The organism is Hallerella porci (assembly GCF_003148885.1).
Taxonomy (GTDB): Bacteria; Fibrobacterota; Fibrobacteria; order Fibrobacterales; family Fibrobacteraceae; genus Hallerella; species Hallerella porci.
The window spans coordinates 1-23,266 of sequence record NZ_QGHD01000009.1; the positions used below are offsets into that span (position 1 = coordinate 1).

The 23,266-nt window shown below is 42.3% G+C and carries 20 protein-coding genes; 13 read left to right on the plus strand and 7 right to left on the minus strand.

All coding sequences use genetic code 11. The annotated features are described in order from the left end of the window. Positions 1–444: 444 nt before the first annotated feature. The 3 genes from B0H50_RS05920 to B0H50_RS05930 all read right to left on the minus strand — a co-directional run bounded on the left by B0H50_RS05920 (position 445) and on the right by B0H50_RS05930 (position 2,056). A complete protein-coding gene (locus B0H50_RS05920; RefSeq protein ID WP_146193694.1) occupies positions 445–633 on the minus strand; it encodes a hypothetical protein in 189 nt (62 codons plus the stop codon). A gap of 113 nt (positions 634–746) precedes the next feature. Continuing rightward, on the minus strand, positions 747–1,433 hold the full coding sequence (gene rpiA, locus B0H50_RS05925) for a ribose-5-phosphate isomerase RpiA (protein ID WP_106198593.1): 687 nt from the start codon (positions 1,431–1,433) through the stop codon (positions 747–749). Continuing rightward, on the minus strand, positions 1,433–2,056 hold the full coding sequence (locus B0H50_RS05930) for an FKBP-type peptidyl-prolyl cis-trans isomerase (protein WP_106198594.1): 624 nt from the start codon (positions 2,054–2,056) through the stop codon (positions 1,433–1,435). Before B0H50_RS05930 ends, rpiA begins: the two co-directional genes overlap by 1 nt. Before the next feature lie 101 nt (positions 2,057–2,157). Here B0H50_RS05930 and B0H50_RS05935 point away from each other — a divergent pair, with 101 nt between their 5' ends. Genes B0H50_RS05935 through B0H50_RS05950 form a run of 4 tightly spaced genes read left to right on the plus strand, consistent with a single transcriptional unit; the run spans position 2,158 to position 5,742 of the window. Further along, a complete protein-coding gene (locus tag B0H50_RS05935) occupies positions 2,158–2,886 on the plus strand; it encodes a metallophosphoesterase family protein (protein WP_106198595.1) in 729 nt (242 codons plus the stop codon). Next, positions 2,883–3,344: a 23S rRNA (pseudouridine(1915)-N(3))-methyltransferase RlmH gene (locus B0H50_RS05940; protein ID WP_106198596.1), complete on the plus strand. Its 462-nt coding sequence runs from the start codon at positions 2,883–2,885 to the stop codon at positions 3,342–3,344. The genes B0H50_RS05935 and B0H50_RS05940 overlap by 4 nt, the downstream gene beginning before the upstream one ends. Positions 3,345–3,362: 18 nt before the next feature. Beyond that, positions 3,363–4,871 (plus strand): carboxypeptidase M32, encoded by a 1,509-nt coding sequence (locus B0H50_RS05945; RefSeq protein ID WP_109587417.1) that lies wholly within the window; start codon positions 3,363–3,365, stop codon positions 4,869–4,871. Then, positions 4,861–5,742, plus strand: a complete 882-nt coding sequence (locus B0H50_RS05950) for a tRNA 2-thiocytidine biosynthesis TtcA family protein (protein ID WP_106198598.1) — start codon at positions 4,861–4,863, stop codon at positions 5,740–5,742. The genes B0H50_RS05945 and B0H50_RS05950 overlap by 11 nt, the downstream gene beginning before the upstream one ends. Positions 5,743–5,761: 19 nt before the next feature. On the opposite strand, the gene B0H50_RS05955 is transcribed toward B0H50_RS05950, so the two are convergent. Both B0H50_RS05955 and B0H50_RS05960 read right to left on the minus strand, forming a co-directional pair. Continuing rightward, the gene (locus tag B0H50_RS05955) at positions 5,762–6,457 is read right to left on the minus strand and encodes an LrgB family protein (RefSeq protein WP_106198599.1); all 696 of its coding nucleotides are present in this window, start codon (positions 6,455–6,457) and stop codon (positions 5,762–5,764) included. After that, positions 6,442–6,816, minus strand: coding sequence for a CidA/LrgA family protein (locus tag B0H50_RS05960; RefSeq protein WP_106198600.1), 375 nt, complete (start codon positions 6,814–6,816; stop codon positions 6,442–6,444). Before B0H50_RS05960 ends, B0H50_RS05955 begins: the two co-directional genes overlap by 16 nt. Before the next feature lie 85 nt (positions 6,817–6,901). Between B0H50_RS05960 and B0H50_RS05965 the strand changes: the two genes are divergently transcribed. The 9 genes from B0H50_RS05965 to B0H50_RS06005 all read left to right on the plus strand — a co-directional run bounded on the left by B0H50_RS05965 (position 6,902) and on the right by B0H50_RS06005 (position 17,568). Then, entirely contained in the window at positions 6,902–9,499 is a 2,598-nt protein-coding gene (locus B0H50_RS05965) for a TIGR03960 family B12-binding radical SAM protein (RefSeq protein ID WP_106198601.1), read from the plus strand. A gap of 1,031 nt (positions 9,500–10,530) precedes the next feature. After that, entirely contained in the window at positions 10,531–11,661 is a 1,131-nt protein-coding gene (locus B0H50_RS05970; protein WP_106198602.1) for a DNA adenine methylase, read from the plus strand. Then, a complete protein-coding gene (locus tag B0H50_RS05975; RefSeq protein ID WP_109587418.1) occupies positions 11,654–12,562 on the plus strand; it encodes an AAA family ATPase in 909 nt (302 codons plus the stop codon). Before B0H50_RS05970 ends, B0H50_RS05975 begins: the two co-directional genes overlap by 8 nt. Next, complete coding sequence (locus B0H50_RS05980; protein ID WP_146193695.1) at positions 12,529–13,110, plus strand: hypothetical protein; 582 nt, start codon at positions 12,529–12,531, stop codon at positions 13,108–13,110. The genes B0H50_RS05975 and B0H50_RS05980 overlap by 34 nt, the downstream gene beginning before the upstream one ends. 8 nt (positions 13,111–13,118) lie before the next feature. Further along, positions 13,119–14,450 (plus strand): LlaJI family restriction endonuclease, encoded by a 1,332-nt coding sequence (locus B0H50_RS05985; RefSeq protein ID WP_109587420.1) that lies wholly within the window; start codon positions 13,119–13,121, stop codon positions 14,448–14,450. 129 nt (positions 14,451–14,579) lie between these two features. After that, positions 14,580–15,656 carry a DUF6175 family protein gene (locus B0H50_RS05990; RefSeq protein ID WP_106198606.1) on the plus strand — a complete coding sequence of 359 codons (1,077 nt, stop codon included), beginning with the start codon at positions 14,580–14,582 and terminating at the stop codon, positions 15,654–15,656. After that, positions 15,656–16,312, plus strand: coding sequence for a TPM domain-containing protein (locus B0H50_RS05995; RefSeq protein ID WP_106198607.1), 657 nt, complete (start codon positions 15,656–15,658; stop codon positions 16,310–16,312). Before B0H50_RS05990 ends, B0H50_RS05995 begins: the two co-directional genes overlap by 1 nt. Before the next feature lies 1 nt (position 16,313). Next, a complete protein-coding gene (locus tag B0H50_RS06000; protein ID WP_109587421.1) occupies positions 16,314–16,985 on the plus strand; it encodes a hypothetical protein in 672 nt (223 codons plus the stop codon). Positions 16,986–17,022: 37 nt separating this feature from the next. Beyond that, the gene (locus B0H50_RS06005; protein ID WP_106198609.1) at positions 17,023–17,568 is read left to right on the plus strand and encodes a 4'-phosphopantetheinyl transferase family protein; all 546 of its coding nucleotides are present in this window, start codon (positions 17,023–17,025) and stop codon (positions 17,566–17,568) included. A gap of 27 nt (positions 17,569–17,595) precedes the next feature. On the opposite strand, the gene B0H50_RS06010 is transcribed toward B0H50_RS06005, so the two are convergent. Continuing rightward, positions 17,596–18,021 carry a DUF6941 family protein gene (locus B0H50_RS06010; RefSeq protein WP_106198610.1) on the minus strand — a complete coding sequence of 142 codons (426 nt, stop codon included), beginning with the start codon at positions 18,019–18,021 and terminating at the stop codon, positions 17,596–17,598. Continuing rightward, positions 18,021–23,255, minus strand: coding sequence for a hypothetical protein (locus B0H50_RS06015; RefSeq protein WP_109587422.1), 5,235 nt, complete (start codon positions 23,253–23,255; stop codon positions 18,021–18,023). Before B0H50_RS06015 ends, B0H50_RS06010 begins: the two co-directional genes overlap by 1 nt. Positions 23,256–23,266 lie beyond the last annotated feature (11 nt).

Below are 23,266 nucleotides of genomic sequence, written 5' to 3' on the forward strand. Positions count from 1 at the left end.
AGCAACAGCCCTGAACGAGTAATCAAGTATTTTGGCGACAAGCATGTCTCTTATGCAGCATGACTATGTAAAAAATATATCCGCCGGAGCAATAACACTTCATTGTTTTGAACAAGAGAAAGTTCAAAGCTATCAACATAGCTGTTGGGATAAATTTTGCTGATCGGATACTCGTTGTTGTAATTGAGATTTCCAGGAATAGAAATAGAAAAAGAATCGATGGCGGTTTGAACTATGAATGCATCGTCGGGTATTGCCGTGAACGCATAAAATTTTTCATTGTACGTAACGGATGTAATTCCGTCTTTTGTTTCTATTGAAGTTAGATCGTTTACGTTGGGAAATGCAAATGGAAAAAAGTCTCCGCAAAGGAAATCGTTCCAAGAACGTATAGAAAATAGGTCTAAAAGTTCTTTGGGCAGGTCGATCAGATAAAAAGAATCGTCAGGATATCCCCCCCCCCGCAATTTTTATGCCCGGATTATTTTTGACCTTATATTTCACAAAAGCAATTTTGGGATTTTTTGCATTGCCGTATAAAACAACTTTGTCTTTCGTTTTTTGAGCAAAATTGACAGCTCCTGTTGCAAAACATTTCTTCTCTGCGGCTGCTGGAGACAATGCGTATGACATTGTCGCTCCGATAAGACTTAGAATCAAATAGATCTTTTTGATCTTTGTATTCTCCTAATTATGGCGCGAGTTTTCATTGCCAATGCAATTGATGTAAAGTTAAAATCTGTATACTAAAATTCTTCAATACCGTTTGGCGTAGCAAGGATTACTTTGTTCGCCATTCCGATGAATAACCCGTGGCCCAAAAGCCCGGGCATTTTGTTTAATTCAAAATCGAGTTTTTCGGGATCATCGATAATGCCGAATTTAGCGTCGGCGATTAAATTGCCCGAATCGCTGATCACGGGACCGTCTTTGCCGGGAGCGCCCATACGGACAGCGAGAGTGCCGCCGAGTTTGCTTACTTTATAAGTAATCGCTCCGATTGCGCCCGGGAGAATTTCCAGAGGAACGGCAAATTTTTCGCCGAGTTTCTGCACTTTCTTTCCCGAGTCCGCGATGATAATATAATTGTCCGCCATCGATGCGACGATTTTTTCGAGCAAATGCGCTGCGCCGCGGCCTTTGATCAAATTTTTCTGCGGGTCGATTTCGTCGGCGCCGTCAATTGCGATGTCGAGATGAGTGGCTTCGCCCAAGTCGATGAGAGGAATGCCGAGTTTGCGACATTGAAGAGTTGTGCTCCAACTCGTGCTCACCGCGGTGACTTTTAAACCTTCGTTTTGAATGCGTTCGCCTAAGCGGTTTACCATATGAGCGGCAGTGCTTCCGGTACCGAGTCCGACGAACATGCCGGATTCAATCATATCTGCGGCGCGGACGCCTGCTGCTTTTTTGAGTTCATTCAAGTCTGCCATTATCGCCAGTGCCTCCCGAAATTATTTTGTTCGTCTTCTGGAAAATCTTCGCCTTCGTCGAAATCGTCATCGCCTTCATCGTTTTCTTCGTATTCGTCGGGAACACCGGTTTCGAGTTCCGTTGCCGAAGCTTCGTCAATTCCTACGATGGTGACTTCAAACGTTAAATCTTTCCCGGCAAAAGGATGATTGCCGTCGAGGATGACGGTGTCTTTTTGAATTTCTCGGATGACGTAAATTCCGGTTTCGTCATCGTCATCGTTTTTGCTGTAAAGTTCCCGCGGATCTTCGGGAATTGAAAATTCTTTGGAATCGGTATCGTTTACCATTTCCAGTTCCATACCGAGCCAAATTTCGCCGATATTTTTGAGCTCTTCTTTGGAAACTTTAATGATTAAATCGTTGCGGTAAGGGCCGTAGCCTTTGTCGAAAGGAACGTGAGCGATAATGTGTTCGCCGACGGAATGTCCGTCTAAAGCTTCTTCTAAGCCCGAAATAATGCTATCGCAGCCGTGCATATAAACAAAAGGAACGGAATCGGGAACTTCTTCGACGATTTCGCCGTTTTCGTTTTTGAGCGTATAGCAAATGCTGATTTTTTTATTCTTGGTAACCGTTTCCATTGGCGTAAAAGATAGAAAAAACATCACCCGAGCAAGGACGCTATGATTGACATTTCTAATTCCGAGTTCCTTTGTCTAAATTAAATAGCTATATTGTGTTCATGTTATACGGGATATATTCGGATATTCACGCAAATTTGCCGGCGCTCGAAGTCGTGCTCGAATCGATGACGAGAATGGGCGTAGAACGTCGCGTTTGTTTAGGTGATATTGTCGGATATGGCGCAAATCCCAATGAATGCGTGGCAAAAGTCAAAGAAAATGCCGACGTTTGCATTCTCGGAAATCACGACAGCGTAGCGATAGAATGGGATTCGGATGTAGGATTTAATCCGTTTGCCAAAACAGCAATTCAGTGGACGCAGCAAGCGTTATCCGAAGAATCCAAAGAATATTTGCGCTCGCTCCCGTATATGTACGAAGAAAACGATATTTGTTTTGTGCACGCTTCTCCGATGTCTCCGGCCGATTGGATTTATGTCACGGATTTGGAAGACGCATTAGATGCTTTTGATCATTTTGGAGAACGCAGTTGTTTCGTCGGGCACACGCATACGCCGGTAATTGTCGCTATGCGCGATGGCGAAATTCCCAAAGTCATCGAAACCGGATACTATGAACTCGAAGAAGGTGAACGCTTACTCGTAAATGTCGGAAGCGTTGGACAGCCGCGCGACCGCGATTCTCGGGCGAGTTACTGCCTTTTCGATACCGAAAAAATGAGCGTCCGCTTAGTGCGTTTAGAATATGATATTGCGAAAACGCAGCAAACGATGCGCGAAGCTGGAATGCCTGCGTTTTTAGTCGATCGGTTGGAACTCGGACGATGAAACTCATCATCGCAGTTTTTGGAAAACCCGGCTCTCCTTTTATCAAAGACGAAGTTGAAAAATATACGAAGCGTTTACGCTCTTCGAATGTCCAATTAGAAGTTGTCGAATTAAAACAGAGCAAACGCGAAGATCAAGCGAAAAGCCTTTCGGAAGAAGCCGCAGAATTTGCAAAGCGTTTCCCGCGTGAAAATTATCAATGGATTGCGATGGCCGAAGAAGGGAAGCTCATGAATACGGTGCAGCTTGCGTCGTGGATAAAACCGCGACTCAATGCGAATTGTGTTTTCCTCATCGGCTCGGCTTACGGCATTGCGCCCGAAATTAAAAAGCAATCGAGCTTACTTCTTTCGCTTTCACCGCTCACATTTACGCATGATCATGCGCGGATAATTTTAACAGAACAACTGTATCGTTGTTTAATGGTCATCGCGGGGCACCCTTATCATCACGTTTGATTTTTTAGGAGTTTTTTTATGCAAACGGAACTTCAAAAATCTTTAAAAATCGTTTTTTCCACTCTAGAAGAAAAAGAAAAATTTGAACACGCAAGTCGCTTAATCGGATTTGATGAACAGACAATTTGTCCGCCGAAAGCGATGGAAAATCAAGGAAAGACAATTGCGTTTTTGACGAATCAAGCGTTTAAATTAACGAAATCGCCTGAATTTATTTCTGCTGCAGAAAATTTATTTGCCCGTCGCGAAGAATTGAATTTGCCCGAATGTCTTTTGGCCGAAGGCTTGCACCGCGATTATTTGCAAAGCAAAAATATCACGTCGGAATTGGACGAAAAATTTTCTCTCATTTTAAATCAAGCATTTGTCGATTGGTTAAACGCAAAAAATAAAGCGGACTTTTCTTTGTTCGCCGATTCGTTAGAAAAAGTGCGTTGGGTGAATTTAAAACAAATTGAACTTTCCGAAAATTCATTCGCCACTCCTTACGATCATTTGTTACAAGTTTATGAACGCGGCATCACGACGCAGGATTTGGATTTTTGCTTTGACGCTTGCAAAGAACGATTGATTCCTTTGCTCAAAAAAATTCAGAAAAGTCCGCGGAAAATTTCTGCTGATTTTCTCACGGAATTTGCTGCGGTCGATGCACAAGAAAAACTCGCCAAAAAACTTTTGCAAAAAATCGGATTTGATTTTTCTCGCGGTACATTTTCGACGAGCGAACATCCGTTTACCGATGGCATCGCTCTAGACGATGCGCGCTTAACGACGAATTACGACGAACATCTTTTGATGTCAAATATCTTTTCGATTTTGCACGAAGGCGGCCACGCTCTCTTTGAACAAAATCAACCTGCCGAAGATTTCGTTTATCATTTGACCGGTTTTAAAACATTGGGTCAGCACGAATCCGTTTCGCGTTTTTACGAAAATCGCATCGGACGTTCGCGCGAATTTTGCTCACAACTTTTTGAAGAATTGAAAATTTCTTTTCCACAAATTTTTGCAAATCGCACCGCCGAAGAATTATACGATGCCGTGAATCTGGTAACGCCGAGTTTAATCCGCATCGAAGCGGACGAATTCACTTATACATTCCACATTATCATCCGTTACGAAATGGAAAAAATGATTGTGAATGAAAATGTGAAAATTCAAGATTTGCTGAAAATTTGGGCGGATAAATACGAAGAATATTTAGACATTCGTCCGGAAAATGATCGCGAAGGAATTTTGCAAGATGTGCATTGGGCGAGCGGATTTGGCTACTTCCCAACGTATGCGCTCGGCAATATGTATGGGGCGATGTATTTCAATAAAATGCAAGAAGAATTTGATGTGCACGAAGCGATTGCGCAATCGGATTTGAAAAAAATCAATCATTGGATGCAAGAAAATGTTTGGAAATCGGCGAATCGTTTAGCGCCAAAAGAATGGATAAAAAATATCACCGGCCGCGAATTTACGCCGCAAGATTTTTTGGATTATTTAGAAAAAAAATACAGCGAAATTTATGGCGTTTGAAAAACAAAAAGCAGAACTTTCGCCTGCGCAAAAAGCGGAACGCAGCATTTCAAAACAGTTTCGTCGAAAACTGTGGAGCCCTTTTGTTTCGGCGATTAAAGAGTATCAACTGATTCAACCGAACGATAAAATTGCCGTTTGCATTTCGGGCGGAAAAGATTCTATGCTTCTCGCGAAGATGATGCAAATGCTCAAGCGTTACAGCGATTTTCCGTTTGAGTTAATTTATTTGGTCATGGATCCGGGTTATAATGCAGCCAATCGAAAACGCATCGAAGAAAACGCTGCGCGTTTAGAAATTCCGCTGACGATTTTTGAAACGGATATATTTGCCGTCGCCGATACGATGGAACATTCGCCGTGTTATATTTGCGCACGGATGCGCCGCGGGCATCTTTACAACAAAGCCAAAGAACTCGGCTGCAATAAAATTGCGCTCGGACATCATTTTTCGGATGTAATTGAAACGACGGTGATGAGCATGTTTTACGCTTCGCAAATGCAAGCGATGCTTCCGAAATTGCACAGTCAAAATTTCCCAGGAATGACTCTCATTCGTCCGCTTTATAAAATTCACGAAGACGATATTATCGCGTGGATGCGGGCAAATGAATTGCAATTTATCCAATGCGCTTGTCGTTTTACCGAACGCAATGCGGTAAGCGAAAATGAAATTTTTGAAAGCAAACGCAAAGAAGTCAAAGAAATTATTCGGCGATTAAAACGCGATAATCCGGGAATTGAAAAAAGCATTTTTCACAGCATTCATTCGGTGCGAATTGAAACATTTCCCGGTTACAAGGCCGACGGAAAAATGCATTCGTTCTTAGAAAAATTTGATGCGGATTCCGAAAGTTTTGACGAAAAATAAATTCGCCAAAAATTAAAATTTAATGCGCCCAAAAGTGCAGTAAAATCGGCGTTAAAATAGTCGTGAAAACGCCGCAGACGCCGATGGCGAGCGAACTCATCGCACCTTGAACTTCGCCCATTTCAAGCGCTTTCGCAGTTCCAATCGCATGCGCAGAAGTTCCAATCGCAATGCCTTGTGCAACGGGATGTTTGATTTTACAAACTTTGCAAACAATCGGAGCCACGACGCCGCCGGTAATTCCCGTAATCACAATCGACGCAATCGTAATCGAAGGAATGCCGCCGATAATTCGCGAAAGTTCCATTCCCATCGGAATCGTAATCGATTTCGGGAGAAGCGAATAATGCAACACGACATCGATTTCAAAAATGAACACGCATAAAGAAACGAGAGCAAACGAAACAATACAACCGGTGAAAATTCCAATCACAATCGGAATAATATTTTTCTTTAAATTATCCAACTGCTTGTAAAGAGGAACCGCGAGAACCGCTGTCGCAGGCGCTAAAAAAATCGAAATATAATCGCCGCCGATATTATAAGTTTCCAGAGAAACTCCGGTGAGAAGCAAAAAGCCGATAAGCAAAATGCTCGCGATTAACATCGGATTGCAAATAGCGAGTTTAAATTTTCGGCTGCAAAAAACGCCGGTTTCGTAAGCGACAATCGTCATCACAATTCCGAAAAAAGGCGTGTTCAAGACTTCGTACATTTTTTTTCCTTCTTTTCAAAACGAGAAAGCAAAATATCGGTTACTTTTCCTGTAATAGCCATCGTTAAAATTGTCGCGATAATCGAAAGCAAAAGAAGCACGAGAATGTTTCCTTTGAGCACATCGTAAACGCCGAGAATTCCAATCGCAGGCGGAAGAAAAAAGAACGGCAATCGTTTGAGAAAAAACGCGGACATTTCTGCAATTTGTTCCACTTTGACAATCTTCGTGCAAAGAAGAAAAAAGAGAATGAGCATCGCTAAAATATTTCCGGGAAGAGGAATGCCGCAGACTCGATGTAAGAAGTCACCGATAAAGCAAACGGCGAGAATCAAAGCCAGTTGAAGTAGTAGTCGCATAGCGCCGCAAATTTAAAAATTTTTTGCAAGGCGAACGGAAAATTTTCAGAACAATTTATACGCTAGAATTTCTACTTTTTACTTCATGAATATTTTTGAAAAACTCGGACAGGTTTTACCTTTAGTCGAAAGTCCCGCACGTTACATGGGCGGCGAAGCAAATAGCGTTGTCAAAGATCCGTCAAAACTTTTAGCGCGGATGGCTTTTGTCTTTCCGGATTTATATGAAATTGGACTTTCCAATAATGGCTTGCGCGTTTTATATCATGTGGTGAATCGCGATCCAGAACTTTTGATGGAAGTTGCATTTGCGCCGTGGGACGATATGGCGGAACAAATGCGGAAGAATGATATTCCGCTTTATACGCATGCGACTTGGACGCCTGTCCGCGAGTTTGATGTGGTGGGAATGAGTCTACAAACGGAACTCAATTTTACCAATGTGCCGTATGTTTTGGAACTTGCCGGAATCGCAGCGTTTTCGAAAGACCGCAAAGAAGAAGATCCGCTTGTCATTGCGGGCGGCCCCGCGATGGCGAATCCCGAGCCGGTTGCCGATTTTTTTGATGCGTTTAATATCGGCGATGGCGAAGAAATGCTTCCGCATATTTTGCGGACAGTGGGCGAATGCAAAAAGCGCGGCATGTCGCGTTTAGAAATTCTCGAAGAAATTGCGAAAATCGATGGCGTGTATGTGCCCGCATTTCGCAAAGTGATTCCGGGTGAATTTGGAATGTTCGTGCCCGCAGAACCGGCGAAAGGCTCGTACGAACATACCAATGGCGTGCGCCGCATTTATGTGCCCGAGCTCAAAAAAGAAGATTATCCTGTTAAAAATTTAATTGCCAATATGCGCTTGGTGCATAACCGTTACAGCGTCGAAGTCATGCGCGGATGCACACAAGGTTGCCGTTTTTGTCAAGCGGGAATTTGGTATCGTCCTTGTCGTGAGCTTCCTCCCGATGATGTAATGGATTTAGCGAAAGCGGGATTAAAAGCGACCGGTGAAAATGAACTCGGGCTTTTGAGTTTATCCACCGCTGACTATAAACCGATTGAAGCGTTAACCGATTCCATTATCGACGATGCATTTTTTGATAACGTCGACGTCTCGCTTCCGAGTATTCGCGTGAGCAGTTTTGGACAAAGCCTCGCCGAAAAAGTCGCCGCATTAAAAGGCGGACGCAGCGGAACATTTGCGCCCGAAACCGGATCAGAACGGTTGCGTAAAATGATCAATAAAACAATCACCGACGAAGATATGTATAACGCAGCGGAACATGCGTTTTCATCGGGATTCAATAAAATCAAACTTTATACAATGGTAGGCTTCCCGACAGAAAATGATGAAGACATGGAAGCCTTCTGCGGACTGATTGAAAACTTGGTAAAAATCGGACGCAAATATCTGCGAGGTGCGCAGATTTCGGTGAGCATGGGAATTCTCATTCCGAAGTCATTTACTGCATTACAGTGGGCGGGATTTATGGATAAAGATTTAGCGCTTGCGCATGTGCAATTTGTGCACCGCCGATTCTTTAAACATCCAAATGTCAAAGTGACTTGGGCCGATTGGGAAACTTCTCGCTTAGAAGCATTTTACAGCCGAGGCGATCGCAGCATTTCAAAACTCATTTACGAAGCGTATAAACGCGGCATGATTTTTGAAAGCGATAATCATCGCATTCGCCCCAAAGATTGGGAAGTCCTCTGGAAAGATTTCGGTTATGACGAAAGTTGGATTTACGAAACGCGGAAAAAAGAAAGCGTTTTCCCGTGGGATTTTATGCACGTCGGCGTGACGAAAGCGTACTTGTGGAATGAATATCAAAAAGGATTTAATCCCGAAGTTTTTAAAGACGCAAAGCCTGTTCCGAATTGCAAATGGGGAGAATGTCAACATTGCGGAATTCCTGGAAATGGAAAAGAAGTCCGCTTAGCGGATAATCCAGAAAAATATAAAGCGCCGAGTCGTACTCCCGAAGAAATTAAAAAGCTCGTCGCCGCGCGCCGTCCTGTTTACGATAAACGTTACACCTATAAATTAACTTTTCAAAAACTCGGTCTCAGCCGTTTCTTGCCGCATCAAAATATGTTGAGCGCATTTGTGCGAACATTTTCCAAAGCGGGAATTCCGCTGCGTTATAGCGAAGGCTTTAGCCCGAAACCGCGCATTATCAACATGGGTGCGCTTCCGCTCGGACTCGAAACCGTTTGCGAAATTCTCGGCGCAGAAACTTTAGTCCTGCTCGATCTTTCGCCCGAAAATAAATCGAAATTGATTGAAGAACTCAGCGCTCCATTCCCGATGGGGATGAAAATTTTGGACATTGAACCCATCGATTATAAATTATCGTCGCATTTCCCGACTTCGGTGACGTATTCGTATCAACCGAAAGAAATCCCCGCCGATTTAATGCAAAAATTTATCGACAAAAAATTACCCATTGTGCAAAATCACCGCGGTCAAGAAATTGATTTGAATGAACACATCTGCAATTTGAAAATCGCTAACGGGAAAATTTTCATCCGCGTGAAGTGCAATAATCAAGGCGGCACCGCTAGCCCCTATCCGCTTTTTGGCGGGCTGATGGGAATGGAAAATGTCAATTCAGCCGCCGCATTAGACGATGCATCTCGCCAATTCTTAATCCGAAAAGAAGAAATGCAATTCAATTCCTAATACAAAAACCGCGAAAGTTGGAGACAACTTTTGCGGCTTAGTTCAAAGCGTTTTTTTACAAAACTTTGATTTCGTCAATTGTAAGGCAGGTGACTTTGTCTCAATTGTTAATTGTACAAATGCATAATTGATAATGAACAATTAACAATTATAAAATTAGGCAGCTTCGCTGCTATTTATAACAAGCGCGCCGCAGACACATCCGCCGTGTCATCCTGAACGGAGCCGAAGGCGAAGTGAACGGATCTAGCAGTAATTTTCAGCGTTAAAAATTAAAAGAAGATATTTTTCGTTCAAGATTTGTTCAAAAATTTTTAAAGATGAGTTCCCGCGTTCAAAATAATGGCAAGAAATTTCATTTGAATCGTCCATCTGAAAAAATAATGGCGCTCCGCGCGAAAAACTTCAAAAAAGTACCGCTTTAGAACTTTGCGTTTTCCCCCGCGCGCCATCATCTACATTCCTAACTTCTCCTTCCTAATTCCTAATTAAAATTCTATCCCCGATAGAATTTTTTTATATTTTTCCCCGTAAAATTTCAGGGTTTTCTCTTATTCTCAGATAGAAATCTCGACAGTTTCAGACACTGAGAGTAGGCGAACGCTCACGTCTGCAGGTAAAACTGCATCTTTCGTATGACATTGGTGTGTATATTTTCGCCTTTGTTTGCGTTTGACCTTATGGGGCGTGGGTTGTTTGTATTTATTTGTGTCGGGCAGTCGAGAGCCTCTATCTGGTAAGTACATTCAACACCACGCCTTTTTCATTTTAAAAATCGCGCAGGGGAATGCGAATAAGAGTAAACGCTGAGCAGTTTGCTCTTGTTCTTAGATAGAAATCTCGACAATTTCAAGACCAAAGAATAAGGCAAATAACGGATAGACAGCGCTTTTGGGCGGCTGCATTTTTGCGTATTGCGCGTGCGCCCATCGTGTATCGAGTCGTCTTGTATTTGCTTGAATTTTGAAACCGTCGAACTCTCTTCGAATCAAGAGTGATTTAGTCACCTTAACGCGAAGGAGCGAGGATCGATGGCAAGCCAATTACAAAAAGCAGACAAAGTTCTTGATCCAATTATTAAATGGCCAGGCGGAAAAGAACGCGAGCTAAATAAAATATTTGAATTTGCTCCTATAAAATTTGAAAATTTTATTGAGCCATTTGTGGGTGGCGGCTCTGTTTTTATGGCAATGCATGCAAAAAAATATTTCATCAATGATTTCTCTACTGAATTAGTTTCATTATATAGACAGATTGCTCAGCAAAATAAACAATTCTATTACAATGCAAAATCTCTAACACAAAGCTGGGAAAACATTTTAACTGAATTCAATAAAATAAAAGATTCACTCATTGAGCTATATCAAGAAAAATTTTCAGCAAATGAAATTCAAGAAAAAATTCAAAAGGTTCTTTCTTCAAAAAAATTTCTTTTCCAAAACATTGTCGAAAATTTTGACGGAAATCAATTTGATTTTACCAAAGATATACAATGCAGTATTTTACAAAAAATCAAGCGAATGAAAAAAATTGAACAAAAAAAAGGAATTCTATCTACAAAGGATTTATGTGACAATTTTGAAACCGCTATTCGAAACGCATTTTATCTTCATTTAAGAAAACTTTATAATAGCAAAAATAATTCTCCAGAATTGCAAGCTATTTTATTTTTCTTTATCCGTAATTTTGCCTATAGCGGAATGTTTCGATATAATCAGCAAGGAAAATTTAATGTTCCTTATGGAGGCATTGGGTATAATCGAAAAAATATTCAAAAGAAAATTGAGTTTTATAAATCGAAAGAAGTTATAGAACATTTCAAAAATTGCTGTATAGAAAATTTGGATTTTGAAAAATTTTTAACAAAGTATAAACCCCATAAAAATGATTTTATGTTTTTAGATCCGCCGTATGATTCTGAATTTAGTACTTACGCAAAAAACGACTTTACAAAAAAAGACCAAGAACGACTAGCAAATTTTTTAATCAACAAATGCAAATGTAAATGGATGTTAATTATAAAAAAGACAGACTTTATCTACAACCTTTATGCAAACAAAAAAGGAATCACTGTTTTAAGTTTTGAAAAAAATTATTCCGTCAGTTTTATGAATCGAAATGAAAAAAATGTAACACACCTTTTAGTGAGAAATTATGTCTAAGTTTAGCGAACCTATGCTTTTAATTCCATCAGTCCTTATTGCAGGAAAAAATGGTGGCTACATTTCTACGACCGATTTAATAAATAAATTGATTGATTTTCTGCAGCCTAGCGGAGAAGATTTGCAAATTAACGAAAGTAGAAATGATACAAAATTTTCACAAAAAGTAAGAAACATTATTGCACACAAATCATTAGAAAATATTGGTTTAGCGATTAAAAAAGATGATGGTATAGAATTAACTTCACAAGGAAAAGAAATTTATCAGTCCTTTTTATCTCAAGATCAATCCCAATTAAATATTCTTCAATCCCCCGTCCCCGATAATTCTCGCGATCTCTTCTCCGCCTATTCCCCAAATCATACGCCTTCGCAAGTGATTTTTTACGGCGTGCCGGGCTGCGGGAAAAGCCACACGATTGATTCCACATTAGAAAGTGTTGACGAATTTTGCAAAATGCGTGTGGTGTTTCATCCGGAATATACGAACGCTGATTTTGTAGGACAAATTCAACCTGTCAAAAAAAGCGAAAATATTTCATACGATTTTATCCCGGGACCTTTCAGTAAAATTTTAAAGCGCGCCTATTTTAATCCCGAAAAACATTTTTATTTAATCATTGAAGAAATCAACCGCGGATACGCTGCAGCAATCTTCGGCGATATTTTCCAACTCATGGATAGAAAAAATGGCGTTAGTACATATCCTATCGAAAACGATTTTATCAACGATTACATCCGAAAAATCGAAGAGAGTTTTAAAGACTCTAAATTTGTAAAAGATATTCCTGACGGAGAAAAAATGATTCTTATTACAAACAAATTCATTTTGAAAAGTTTGATTTTAATTTTGAAACAGGGATTCGCTTGCCAAAAAATTTATCGATTATTGCCACGATGAACACGAGCGATCAAAATGTGTTCACCTTAGATAATGCTTTCCAGCGTCGCTTTGATATGGCGCTAATCCCGAATGAATTGGACGAAAAATCCGCGCAAAAAAATGCAGAAATCGCAGAAACTAAAATTACTTGGGGCACATTTTGGAAATGGATTAACGAGAAAATGATGCAATCAGATACCGGTATGGCAAGCACCGAAGATAAACGTTTAGGCGCTTGGTTTATCGTGAATCAAGATGGAAAAATCAATGAAAAAGTTCTTGCCGAAAAAGTCTTAAAATATTTATGGGATGATGCGTTTAAATTCAAACGCAAAGATATTTTTGACGAAAATATTTCATCGCTAGAGATGCTTATCAATGAATTTAAAAAATCACGATTTAAGGTTTTCAAAGAGAATGATGAACTTCTTAGGAAACAAGGAGAAAAACAAAATCCGCAAAATTCTGATTCGTCCGATGAAAATGCAAATGAATTGGGTTCGAATGAACAGACGAACGAATCTAATTTAAACGAAAATTCGGAACAAAAAAATAGCGAATCGTAAAAATCAAAATGTCGCTGAAAGATTGTTGCAAATGCGCTACGAATAATCAAAATGACGACGATTCTTTTTTCGTCGGCATTCGCTTTCGTAAAGGAAATCCGGAAGTTCAATTTCCGCTTGGTTACTTTTCCGATGCAGAATTGCGTGAAATTTCCGAAGAAAATCTACGCAAAGAAATTCTAACGCTTTTCGAAATTTTAAGCGATGCAACGCTTATAAAAAATGACGAAAATTCTGAAATCAATTTCGAAAATTTAAACGAAGAAAATGAGACTTTTCCGTTTCAAGCTTATCGCAATGTGCTGCAAAATTTTTTGGAATTTGGTTATTACAAAGAACGCGAAGTCATTTACAAACAAGGCGCACACGGAAAAATTCATTGGGGGCGAACTATCAAAATGACTCGCCCCATCGTTTCAGGGAAAAATCTGATTTACTTAAAACCGATTGCTCGCAAAGTAAGCTATAACGAAAATGAACTCATCACACAAATTCACAAATTCTGCGTTCACGATGCGTTTGAAAAAATTGGATTTTTATACAGCATCAGCGAGACCGAGAACTCCTATTTGACTTTTGACGAAGAATTATTTACCGCGGTTTTGAATGAAAAAATTTCAAAAACATTTAACGACCGCGATTTGCAACTCTTTTACGATTTGCAAAAAATCGTTGCGTATTTAGCGGGGAAATTTAAAAGCGGAAAGATGCAAACGGATTTTACTTTTGGCGTGAAAAAATTCCACACGATTTGGGAAAATTTAATCGATAAAATTTTGGGGAACTTAAACGTCGGCGAAGATAAAAGTGAATTTAATCCAAATTGCGGTTGGGAATTAGAAAATAAACAAAAGTATAACGAAAATAAAAAATACGCAATGCGCCCCGACACGTTAATGCGTTATCAAAATGAAAATGGCAACTATCTTTTTATCGTGGATTCAAAATTTTATCAATACGGCTTTACGCAAAACACAAATGATTTACCTTCATCGGGTTCTATCACAAAGCAGATTGCCTACGCCAAATTTGCAGAAATTCATCACAAAGTAAAATGCGAAAATCCAAACGATGCCGGCAATCGCATTTACAATATTTTCATTTTACCCTACAACGCAAACGACGATTATTTTGCCAATTTTTCAAAGGAAAATTTTCAAAATTCATTTTACAAAATCAAATCCATCGGTTACGCCAAAACGGATTGGGTGAATTTAGACGAACGCCCCTATCACAAAATTTATAGTTTTCTATTTGACTTAAAAGCCGTTATGCATCGCTATCAAAAATCCGAAGAAACGCAAAAAGAAATCGCAGAAAATGTGATAAAGCTCGGGTAAGCACTATCCACTAGTTTTTCTTGCAAAATGCCTTTTTTTATTTCTAATTCGCCGAAGGCAGAGCACGGCGCCGCCGAGCGAACTAATTCCTTATTTCTAATTTATTGTATATTTACTTCGGAGTCTCTTATGAAAAAAATTCATCTTGCTATTTGCGGTTCTTCTCTCTTTTTCCTTTTTGCTTGCGCTTCGCAGCCCAAGTATCAAGAAGTGGATGTTTCGAAAAAAAGTCCGAGTGAACAAACTGCTCTTGCAGAAGATTCTCTGCATGCGGTGGGGGAAAGTTACCAGCTGACTGCGGCGAAACAAACGCGCGCTCAAGCAGCGGCGCCGGCACCGAAAAAAATGGAACTTCCCAAGCCGACTTTGATTGTGATTCCGGCGGGAACGCACAACTTGAACGAAGCGCTTCAAAATTTAGCAGACATCGAATTTGCGCAAGATGCGGAAAATGCGATTAACAATTATTTGACAGATAAACGCTATAATGTTGTCGCTTTGGAATCGGCGGCAAATACAAATGAAATTCTTTCGGTGCAAAGCATTCTTTCGCCGCAAAACGAAGATCTTTCTTATGTCACCGGACTTTCTTTTGGCGCAGACATTTGCATTAAGTTTAATTTCAACATTCATCGTAAACAAATTCTCGCGAATTTAAGCGCTTACGAATCGGCATCGGGACGTTTACTCGGTACGCAATCTTCGACGGTAAACGATAACGGCACGAATAAAGCGGAACTCGTCGCCAGTGCGGTGCACAAAGCGCTCCCGAGTCTCTTGAAAAAAATTGACGCTTATTGGAAAGAAAATATTTCACTCGGCGTTCCTTATAAAATCATTTTGCAACTGGCGAGTACGAGCGAAACCGATGAAAATTTCCATCAAATTACGACGCAGTTAAAAGAAGCTTTTGTCAAAATCAAAGCGAATTCGGTGACGGAAACTTCTGTTGATTTGACTGTCTATACCGATCCGAAAAAAATGGAAAGCATTTACAGCGTTTATGCAGAATTGCAAAAAATTTTCAGCGAAAATTATGCGGTCAAAAAAATCAATGTCACGCAGCGTTTGTTGATTTTAGAATTGAATGAAAAGCAAGCTGCCGTGGAGTCCGCAGAAAGTGCTCCGACCGAAGCCGTTTCGAATGATTCCGTTCCTAATAGCGAATCGGTTCCGGCGAATGCAAATTCGGAAGTTGCTCCTTGATGATGCGCATTATTTATTTGCTTCTCGCTTTTGCGGTTTCGCTTTTTGCGTTTGCGCCAAGCGCTTCGCCCGTAGATGATCGCGCAGGATTTTTTTCCGAAAAAGAACGCGCAACTTTCGAAGAATTTACACGCGAACTTTATTCTCGCACCGGATTCTCGCTTTATTTATTTACCGCCGACAAAGAAATTGCGCAAGTCAAATCTCTCGCGGATTCACTTTGTGAAAGCGGTGCTACCGAAGATTCTCTGCGGGCGGTAATCGTCATCGACGGCTCCACGCATTCGCGCGCCTTTGCCATTTCACCGGCGGCGAAAAAATTTCTTTCGGACGAAACAGCCGAACGCCTTTCGCAAAAATTTTTACTTCCCGAATTTCGCAAAGATCGTTATGGCTATGGCATTCTCGTCTTCTCTGCAGAAATTGCCAAATACATTGCACGCTTAAATGATGTGCGTTTGACGACTCCGCTTCCGCGGCCGAGCAAAGATGGAATTCCTCCGATTGCGTGGTTTTTAATTTTCGCAGTCGTCGCTTCGGTTGTCATCGCTTACGCTTACTTTGTGCGTCAAAGTAAGCGTGCAAAACGTCGCGAGCGCAGCCGCGATTTCGGCGGTTTTCCGCATTCAAGATTTGACTCCGGTTTTGGGAGATAATATGAAGAAAATTTTGACATTGCAAGATATTGAAAATTCGCATTGGAGCGAAAAATTTTACGAAACCTTTGGCGAAAATTTAATCGCTGCATTTTTGCATGGGAATTGTCTTTACGAAGGATTTGATGCGCTTCATGAAATGTGGCAAGTGAGTTTAATTCTTCGCGAAGCAACGCCTTCGCAGTTGCAAAAGGCGCATGCGCTAACTCGCGAAATGGTAAAAGATAATCTCAAATTCGGATTCTTTTTTAGCGAAAAATTTTTAGCGGAGAATGCACAAATTTATCCGCTCGAATTTTTACATCTTTCGCAAAAGAATGTTCCACTTTTTGGAACGGCTCCGCTTCCGCAGTTTTCTCCCGATGACGCAGCGCTTCGCGCCGAATGCAAACGCGAATTAAAAAATCGTTCGCTGTATTTATTGCGGGAATTTTCTCGCATTCAAGCGGGCATGACTCCGATGGATTTTTTCATCGAAGTTTACGATGAATTGATTCCGATTCTTGATGGTGTTTTCTTTTTGACGTGCAAAAAATTTCCACAAAATCGCGCTGAAATTTTTGCTCAATTTCCCGCTTTTCAAATTGAAGAGCCGGCGTTACAGCCCGAAGAAAACAGCAAACGCGCCAATGCAATTTTCGTTGCAATAGAAAATCTCATTTCAAGTCTTTGAGTTTGCCTTTTGGAAATTTGCAATTTATATTCTAAGTATGACAGAACAATATGAATTGAACACGCCATTTGGCAAAGTTTTCTGGTGCGTTTTACCGGTCAAAAATCATTTAGATGAAATTTTGAAAATTCTTTCGTCGGCGACGGGAATGCAATTAACGCGCAACGATTTGCGCAGAACTCCCGAAGGTCGCCCCGAATTTCCCGATTCTGGTTTGGATGCAAATTGGACGCACAGCAAAGATGTTTGCGTTCTCGCGTATTCGTTTACGGCAAAAGTCGGTGTTGATATTGAAAAATTGCGCCCGCGTGCGCTCCGCATTGCAGAACGTTTTTTTGCCAAAGAAGAAGTGGATTTGCTTTTGCATCAAGGGATTGCTCCCGATGAAGCGTTGCGTCAATTCTATCGCATTTGGTGCCGCAAAGAAGCGCTTTTCAAATGCAAAGGCGGATCTTTTTTCGGTGAAATTTTATCGAAGAATGTTCTCGCAGATAAAATTGACGGTGCGATTCTCCAAGAAATTCAGTTGCCGTTAGAATCGCCTTTTGCGGCAGTTGTTGCCGTTGCAAGTCGCGAGCATTAACAAAAAAGCACGGCTAGCCGTGCGATTTTAATTCATTAACGGATTCGGTTCTTTCGGCGTTAAATCGTGAATGTAAATCGGGAGCGCTGTATCGACGACGATTTCGTCTACGCGTAAACGCAGCAAATATTTTCCGCCTTGCGCAATCCGCATCCGATTCAAATTCAAAATGAGATTTACCGCTGCGGAGTCCATGCCATCGGGGACCGGAAGAAAATTGACTTTGCTTTCGATCGGCGGCATCAATTCCGAATGTTCAAACGGATTTTGAATACTCACGGTAATATGATGTTCCGCAATTTCGGAACGCGTGTAACGAATGCGAAATACAACGGAGCAACGCGGAATTACAATCGGCAATTCCGCTTCGATGTAATCAAAGACGCCGAGCATATTCAGCTTGCCGCTTTGATCGGTTGCGGCATCACAGATGGCTGCGACTTCGACTTTCATTACCAATTATCTCCGCGATATTCCATTAACATCGGCCCATTCTTTGTGCCCGGAAGAGTCGAAGCAGCGCTCGATGCGGTTTCTTGTGCGCGCAGCGACAAGTAAACAGTTCCCGAAGGCGATACGACTAATTGCGGGTGGAAGCCGCGTACATAATAACCATATTTTTTGCCGAAGACATTTTTGAAATACGGCAATTCGTTTTCGCCGAGTTCGCCCCACGCGCCATTTTCAAAGCGGTAAACGTGCACTTGAGAATTGCGGGCGTAGAACGCATCGTCGATGGCGAGAATCGGATTTCCGTTTCCATCAATTGTGAAATACGTGTTATAGCAGCGGTGGCCAAATGCAGTGGATTCGGCACCTTTTGTGATGAACGAAAGATTTGAAGCGTTCGCAACAGAACGAATGAGTCGCGGTAAACCGTCGTCGTCACGGCTACGGAATCCGACATAGAAATAATTGTTGGCGTAAAGCGCTTGAATGGATTCTGCGTTGACGTTTTCAATTTTGCCGTTCTTGCTTTTTGACGTTGAATTATTCGGCACGTAGTAATAGTAAATCGTATAATCGCCCGAAGAGAAGCCTTCGCCGATGATGAGTCGATTTCCTGAATTATCAAATGTCATATCCATTTCGCGGTATTGCCAATCCGAATTTGCCATGTTTGTATATTCCGAACTCCAAGCAGAGCCCGAGTAATCTTGAACGCGCAAGTAATTATTGCTGAGATAAATGACAGACGGATTATTTGTCTTCGGATTGATGTGAAGTTTTAATGCGGTTAAATTCGAGCCCAATGCGCTGCCCAATTTTGTCCACGAGCCCGATGCGCCCGCCGATTTGTAAACGTAGCCTTTCTTTTCGGAACTGTTAATGTAAGAAAAGTAAAGGTTTCCGTTTTTATCGCAGGCTAAATTCATCGAATTTTCGGCGACATTTGAAATGTTCGGATTTCCAAATGTGCTCCAACGATTTCCGCTGCGGGATTTCGTCACCAATTTTCCGCTTTGATTGACATAAGCCGAAATCAATTTGTCGCTGCAATAGGCGATTACAGGAGCGCTTGCGTCTGTCGTCTTTTCAAGAATGGAATCGGCGCCAGAAATATTCAGCCACGCTTTGCGGAAGTAAACTGTCCGCGATACAATCGGCGCTTCATGACGAGCGACAAAGTTTTGATCCATTTCGGTTTTCGAAGAATCGTAGAAGTCGAGTTGCACGCGGATAGAACCTTCTTCGGATTGGCGTAGGAATGCCGCGTTAAATTCTGCGATGCTCGTGTCAATCGTTCCATCGCCACGGCCTTCGTACCAATATTTATCGCTCACATTGCTGAAGTTCCACCAGAATTTCCGAACTTGATCATCGCCCAAAGTGCCGAGTTCCGATGCGCTTGCATTTGCTTCGCTTGTGTACCAATACTGCGCCTTCGGAGAAATTTCCGACGAGTCTTGGCTCCAGAGGTAAACGGTATCCGGCATGCTGATAATGCCCTTCGGAAGCTTGGACATGGTGCGGATAATTGTCGTATCGGTTGCGACAAAATTAGAACCCGCTTCTTGCGCCCAAACGATGCAATAGAATTCGGTGTTACCGCGGGAAAGTTTTTCGATGGTACTATCGGCGTTGCCATTTGCATCGGTATCCCAGAAGTAATAATCCGAAGTTTTGTAATCCGTCGAATTGTTAAAGCCCCACCAAATATGATTTTTCGAAGAAGTATCCGAAAGCGCCTTTGAACCCTTGGCGCCGCAGGTCCATGTGTAACGCTTTACACTTTGCCAAGCGTCATTGACTTTTGCGGTCAATTCCGTAGAAGTTCCCGCAAGAATATAGGCGACGCCTTGATCCACGGTAATCACCGGAATATCGGTGGTGAAGGAAACGCGGATGGTATCTTGCACTTGGTTGCCGTCGTCATCGGTCACGCGGGCGACGCAGTAGTAAGTTGCTACAGGAGTTGTAGGCCCTGTCCACGTCGTGTCAAATTCCGAAACGGATTTCCAGTTGTTGTTAATGTCCGATGGACTTCCGCAACTCCATTCGCGTTTGGTAATGTAGCCGTATTTGTCATCGGCAGAAGCGTCAATTTCAATCGGATAATTGGTGCGCGTTGTAATTTTCTTCGTCGAAACTTTTAATGTCGGCGGATCCAAAAGAACGGCAATCTTTGTCGTATCTTGTGCGATGTTTCCATCGTCATCGGTCACGCGGATAATGCACATATAATCCTTCGCTTCGGTGGAAGGCATAATCGCTGAGTAACGTGGCGTCGATGTGGAAGAAACAAAATTTTTTCCGGCGACTCCTTTATTGCCGCAGCTCCATTGATAGAGCACGATTTGTCCGAGTTTATCCGAAGCCATTGCGTCGAGTTCTAGCGTATCTTTAATCGTCACCGTCATCGTATCTTCGCTTGCGCGGACTGTCGGCAAATCCAAAAGAACCGTATATTTTGCGGTATCGAGTGCGGTTAAATTATCGTCATCGGTAACGCGCATCATGCAAAGCCAAGTGCTCGCTTTATTCGGCATGGTGATAGTTGTATCCGGTTTGGAAAGTGTAATCCACGTCGGATTTTTCAGACTTGTGTCGCAGAACATTTCGTAGGATTCAATTTGTCCGAGAGTATCGGCCGCAGAGCCCGCAAATCGGACTTGCGAATTGATTTTTACGTCGGCAGAATTGGTGAAGAGGCGAATCGTCGGCTTATCGAGAACGGCGCGGAACGCAATCGTATCGTAGCCCATTTCGTCGTCATCATCGACCGCGCGGACAATGCATTTGAATTTATCGGTTTCTGTATTCGGAAGCGTTACATTCATCGTTGCCGAAACGGATTTGCCCGCAGTAATTGTCGCCGCAGAATCAAAGGTGATTTTTCCTGTGCCGCAGCCCCATTCGACTTTCATCACTTTGCCATAATTGTCATTGGCATTGACAGGGAACGAAAGTTTTGCATTGATTTTTTGACGAACGACATCTTCATTTGTTTTAATCGTAATCGTCGGCGGATCTGCAATCACATTGATTGAAATCGTATCGGCTGCGGAAGTGCTATCGGAATCGGTCAAAGTTAAAATCACTTTTTTCTTTCCCGTCGTTTTCCACGCGAGAATTCCCGAGCCCGCATCGACTGCGGGGCATTCTGTGTCATCGGTTAATGTGCCATCGCATTTCCAAGTCACGCTGCCCGTCGTTTCTTCGGGTAAGAATTTTTCGTAGGTAAATTTCAGCGAATCATTCTTTGTAATCGTCGTATCGGCTTTCGGCGTTAGGAAATAAATAATCGGATGCGTTCCAATGAATCCAAAGCGCACGCTGTCGATGACAGTTCCCTTGGCGACAGACGCATATAATGTGTAGAATTTTCCGAGTTCTGCGCCTTCGATATCCGCTTTGTGCAAAATTAAAGTCGCGACGCTATCGGCTCCGATTTTTGATTTTTTCGTCACCTTTTTCGTTGCGCCATAACTCCATTCAACGGAATCGGGAAGCGGATTTACTTTTCCGGCGTAGGCTTTGAAAGTTAACGGAGATTCTTCACCGACCATCGAAGTGGCTTTGCCGTTGACCGTCAAAAGAAGCGAAGACGCGCGCACGGTAAAATCAATTTTCGCGGTATCTGAGACATTCTTTGCGCTATCGAGTACGACGAAACGGAATTTGTGATCGCCGTCGATCAAATCTTTTAACTGCATACTCCATTCGTTGACTTTCAAAACGGAGAGGCTAATTTCTTCGCCATCGAGCCACGCTTTTGCGCTCGCAATTTGCGAACCGGAATCCGAAAGGGAACCGGAGAATGAAACTTCGCGCGAGCGGACGAGAGAAGCGTAATTGTCAATGCGAATTTTCGGCGCTAAGGTATCTTCGAGAAGCATCGTCGCGACAATTTTTTCGTCGCCCATTTCTACATATTGACTGTCGAGAATTAAACGCTGATAACCGAGGCCTGTAGTATCGCAAGCGTAAATGCGGTAAAGTCCCGGATCGACTGTAGCGTTGAAGTATCCGGTTTGACTTGTATGCGTAAAGGTAAAGTTGGAAGTCTTCAAATTTTCGAGAACGATTTGAATTCCGTTATGCGCTTTTCTGCCTTGGAATTTGGCGTAGCCGTAGAAAGTTCCCGTTGTAGCGCTCAAGTCTCCGAAGAAGAAATTCCAAGTCGGCGAAATGGCTGTATCCAAACCATCGGTCGCTAAAACTTGCCAATAAAGGCGACCGCGTAAATTTTCGTCCATTTTCCAAACGGAATCGGTAATCGCTTCCCAACTTTTTTCGCGGAGACCGGATGCGACCAAATTTGCATCGGTTAAAACCGGAGCGGTTCCGGCGTTATCCGGACTTTTTCCGACGCGGATGGAATAGCGCAAATCCGCGGGATTGTCATCGTCAGAGCCCGCATAGTAGAACGCAAAACGCGAAACGAAAATGCTTTGACGGCTTGCGGAATCCGGAGAAAGCAGCGAAACTGTCGGCAATTTATTGAAGTGTAAAATCGCGGTATCTTTTGAAACATTTCCGTCTTCATCGACGGCGCCGAAAATGTAGCGCACTTCATTATTCTTGTCCAAAAGTCCTTTCACTTTTTCATATTTGACTTTTGCGGTATAACTATTTTTGAGCGAATCCGCAGCGGCTGCAATTGTATCGGCGGGCTTGTTTTTTGTGTTCAACAAAATGACAAATGCACTGTCAATTTTTCCAAACGAATCCGAAGCGAAGAACGAAACGGCGGCATCTTGTTTCCCGCGCACCCAAAGGGTGTCTTTTTCTACAGAAATATCGGGCGGCGTATCGATGACGCGGATATATTGCCCACGGCCTGCGGTATCGCGGGCATTTGCTCCATCGACTGCGATAAATAGCGGCGAATAAACTCCTGCCGAATCATACGCGTAACGGAAAAGCGTTTCATTTTGCCCAGCCCAAAGCGAATCGGAATCTCCCATTTTCCACGCGTAGCGCAGAACTTTGTCCGCATTATATTTGAGAAATCCGACGAAGTAAACGGTATCGTGCACGGTTACCGTAATCGTATCGTATGTATAAACCGAATCGAGTGCGGCAATGGAATCGACGAAAGCGTTCAAACTATCGGGATTCTCGGTAAACGCAAAAATCACCGAATGATTATTGCGCAGCGTTCCATTGACGCGAATATCGGATTCGCGGGAACAGCCAACCCAAGCTAACAGGATCAAAGCAACAAAGAGCAGTTTTTTCATAAAATTTCCAT

Coding starts and splice junctions, on each gene's coding strand:
- B0H50_RS05920 (WP_146193694.1), bottom strand. CDS start 633: ATGTCATACGCATTGTCTCCAGCAGCCGCAGAGAAGAAATGTTTTGCA.
- rpiA (WP_106198593.1), bottom strand. CDS start 1,433: ATGGCAGACTTGAATGAACTCAAAAAAGCAGCAGGCGTCCGCGCCGCA.
- B0H50_RS05930 (WP_106198594.1), bottom strand. CDS start 2,056: ATGGAAACGGTTACCAAGAATAAAAAAATCAGCATTTGCTATACGCTC.
- B0H50_RS05935 (WP_106198595.1), top strand. CDS start 2,158: ATGTTATACGGGATATATTCGGATATTCACGCAAATTTGCCGGCGCTC.
- B0H50_RS05940 (WP_106198596.1), top strand. CDS start 2,883: ATGAAACTCATCATCGCAGTTTTTGGAAAACCCGGCTCTCCTTTTATC.
- B0H50_RS05945 (WP_109587417.1), top strand. CDS start 3,363: ATGCAAACGGAACTTCAAAAATCTTTAAAAATCGTTTTTTCCACTCTA.
- B0H50_RS05950 (WP_106198598.1), top strand. CDS start 4,861: ATGGCGTTTGAAAAACAAAAAGCAGAACTTTCGCCTGCGCAAAAAGCG.
- B0H50_RS05955 (WP_106198599.1), bottom strand. CDS start 6,457: ATGTACGAAGTCTTGAACACGCCTTTTTTCGGAATTGTGATGACGATT.
- B0H50_RS05960 (WP_106198600.1), bottom strand. CDS start 6,816: ATGCGACTACTACTTCAACTGGCTTTGATTCTCGCCGTTTGCTTTATC.
- B0H50_RS05965 (WP_106198601.1), top strand. CDS start 6,902: ATGAATATTTTTGAAAAACTCGGACAGGTTTTACCTTTAGTCGAAAGT.
- B0H50_RS05970 (WP_106198602.1), top strand. CDS start 10,531: ATGGCAAGCCAATTACAAAAAGCAGACAAAGTTCTTGATCCAATTATT.
- B0H50_RS05975 (WP_109587418.1), top strand. CDS start 11,654: ATGTCTAAGTTTAGCGAACCTATGCTTTTAATTCCATCAGTCCTTATT.
- B0H50_RS05985 (WP_109587420.1), top strand. CDS start 13,119: ATGTCGCTGAAAGATTGTTGCAAATGCGCTACGAATAATCAAAATGAC.
- B0H50_RS05990 (WP_106198606.1), top strand. CDS start 14,580: ATGAAAAAAATTCATCTTGCTATTTGCGGTTCTTCTCTCTTTTTCCTT.
- B0H50_RS05995 (WP_106198607.1), top strand. CDS start 15,656: ATGATGCGCATTATTTATTTGCTTCTCGCTTTTGCGGTTTCGCTTTTT.
- B0H50_RS06000 (WP_109587421.1), top strand. CDS start 16,314: ATGAAGAAAATTTTGACATTGCAAGATATTGAAAATTCGCATTGGAGC.
- B0H50_RS06005 (WP_106198609.1), top strand. CDS start 17,023: ATGACAGAACAATATGAATTGAACACGCCATTTGGCAAAGTTTTCTGG.
- B0H50_RS06010 (WP_106198610.1), bottom strand. CDS start 18,021: ATGAAAGTCGAAGTCGCAGCCATCTGTGATGCCGCAACCGATCAAAGC.
- B0H50_RS06015 (WP_109587422.1), bottom strand. CDS start 23,255: ATGAAAAAACTGCTCTTTGTTGCTTTGATCCTGTTAGCTTGGGTTGGC.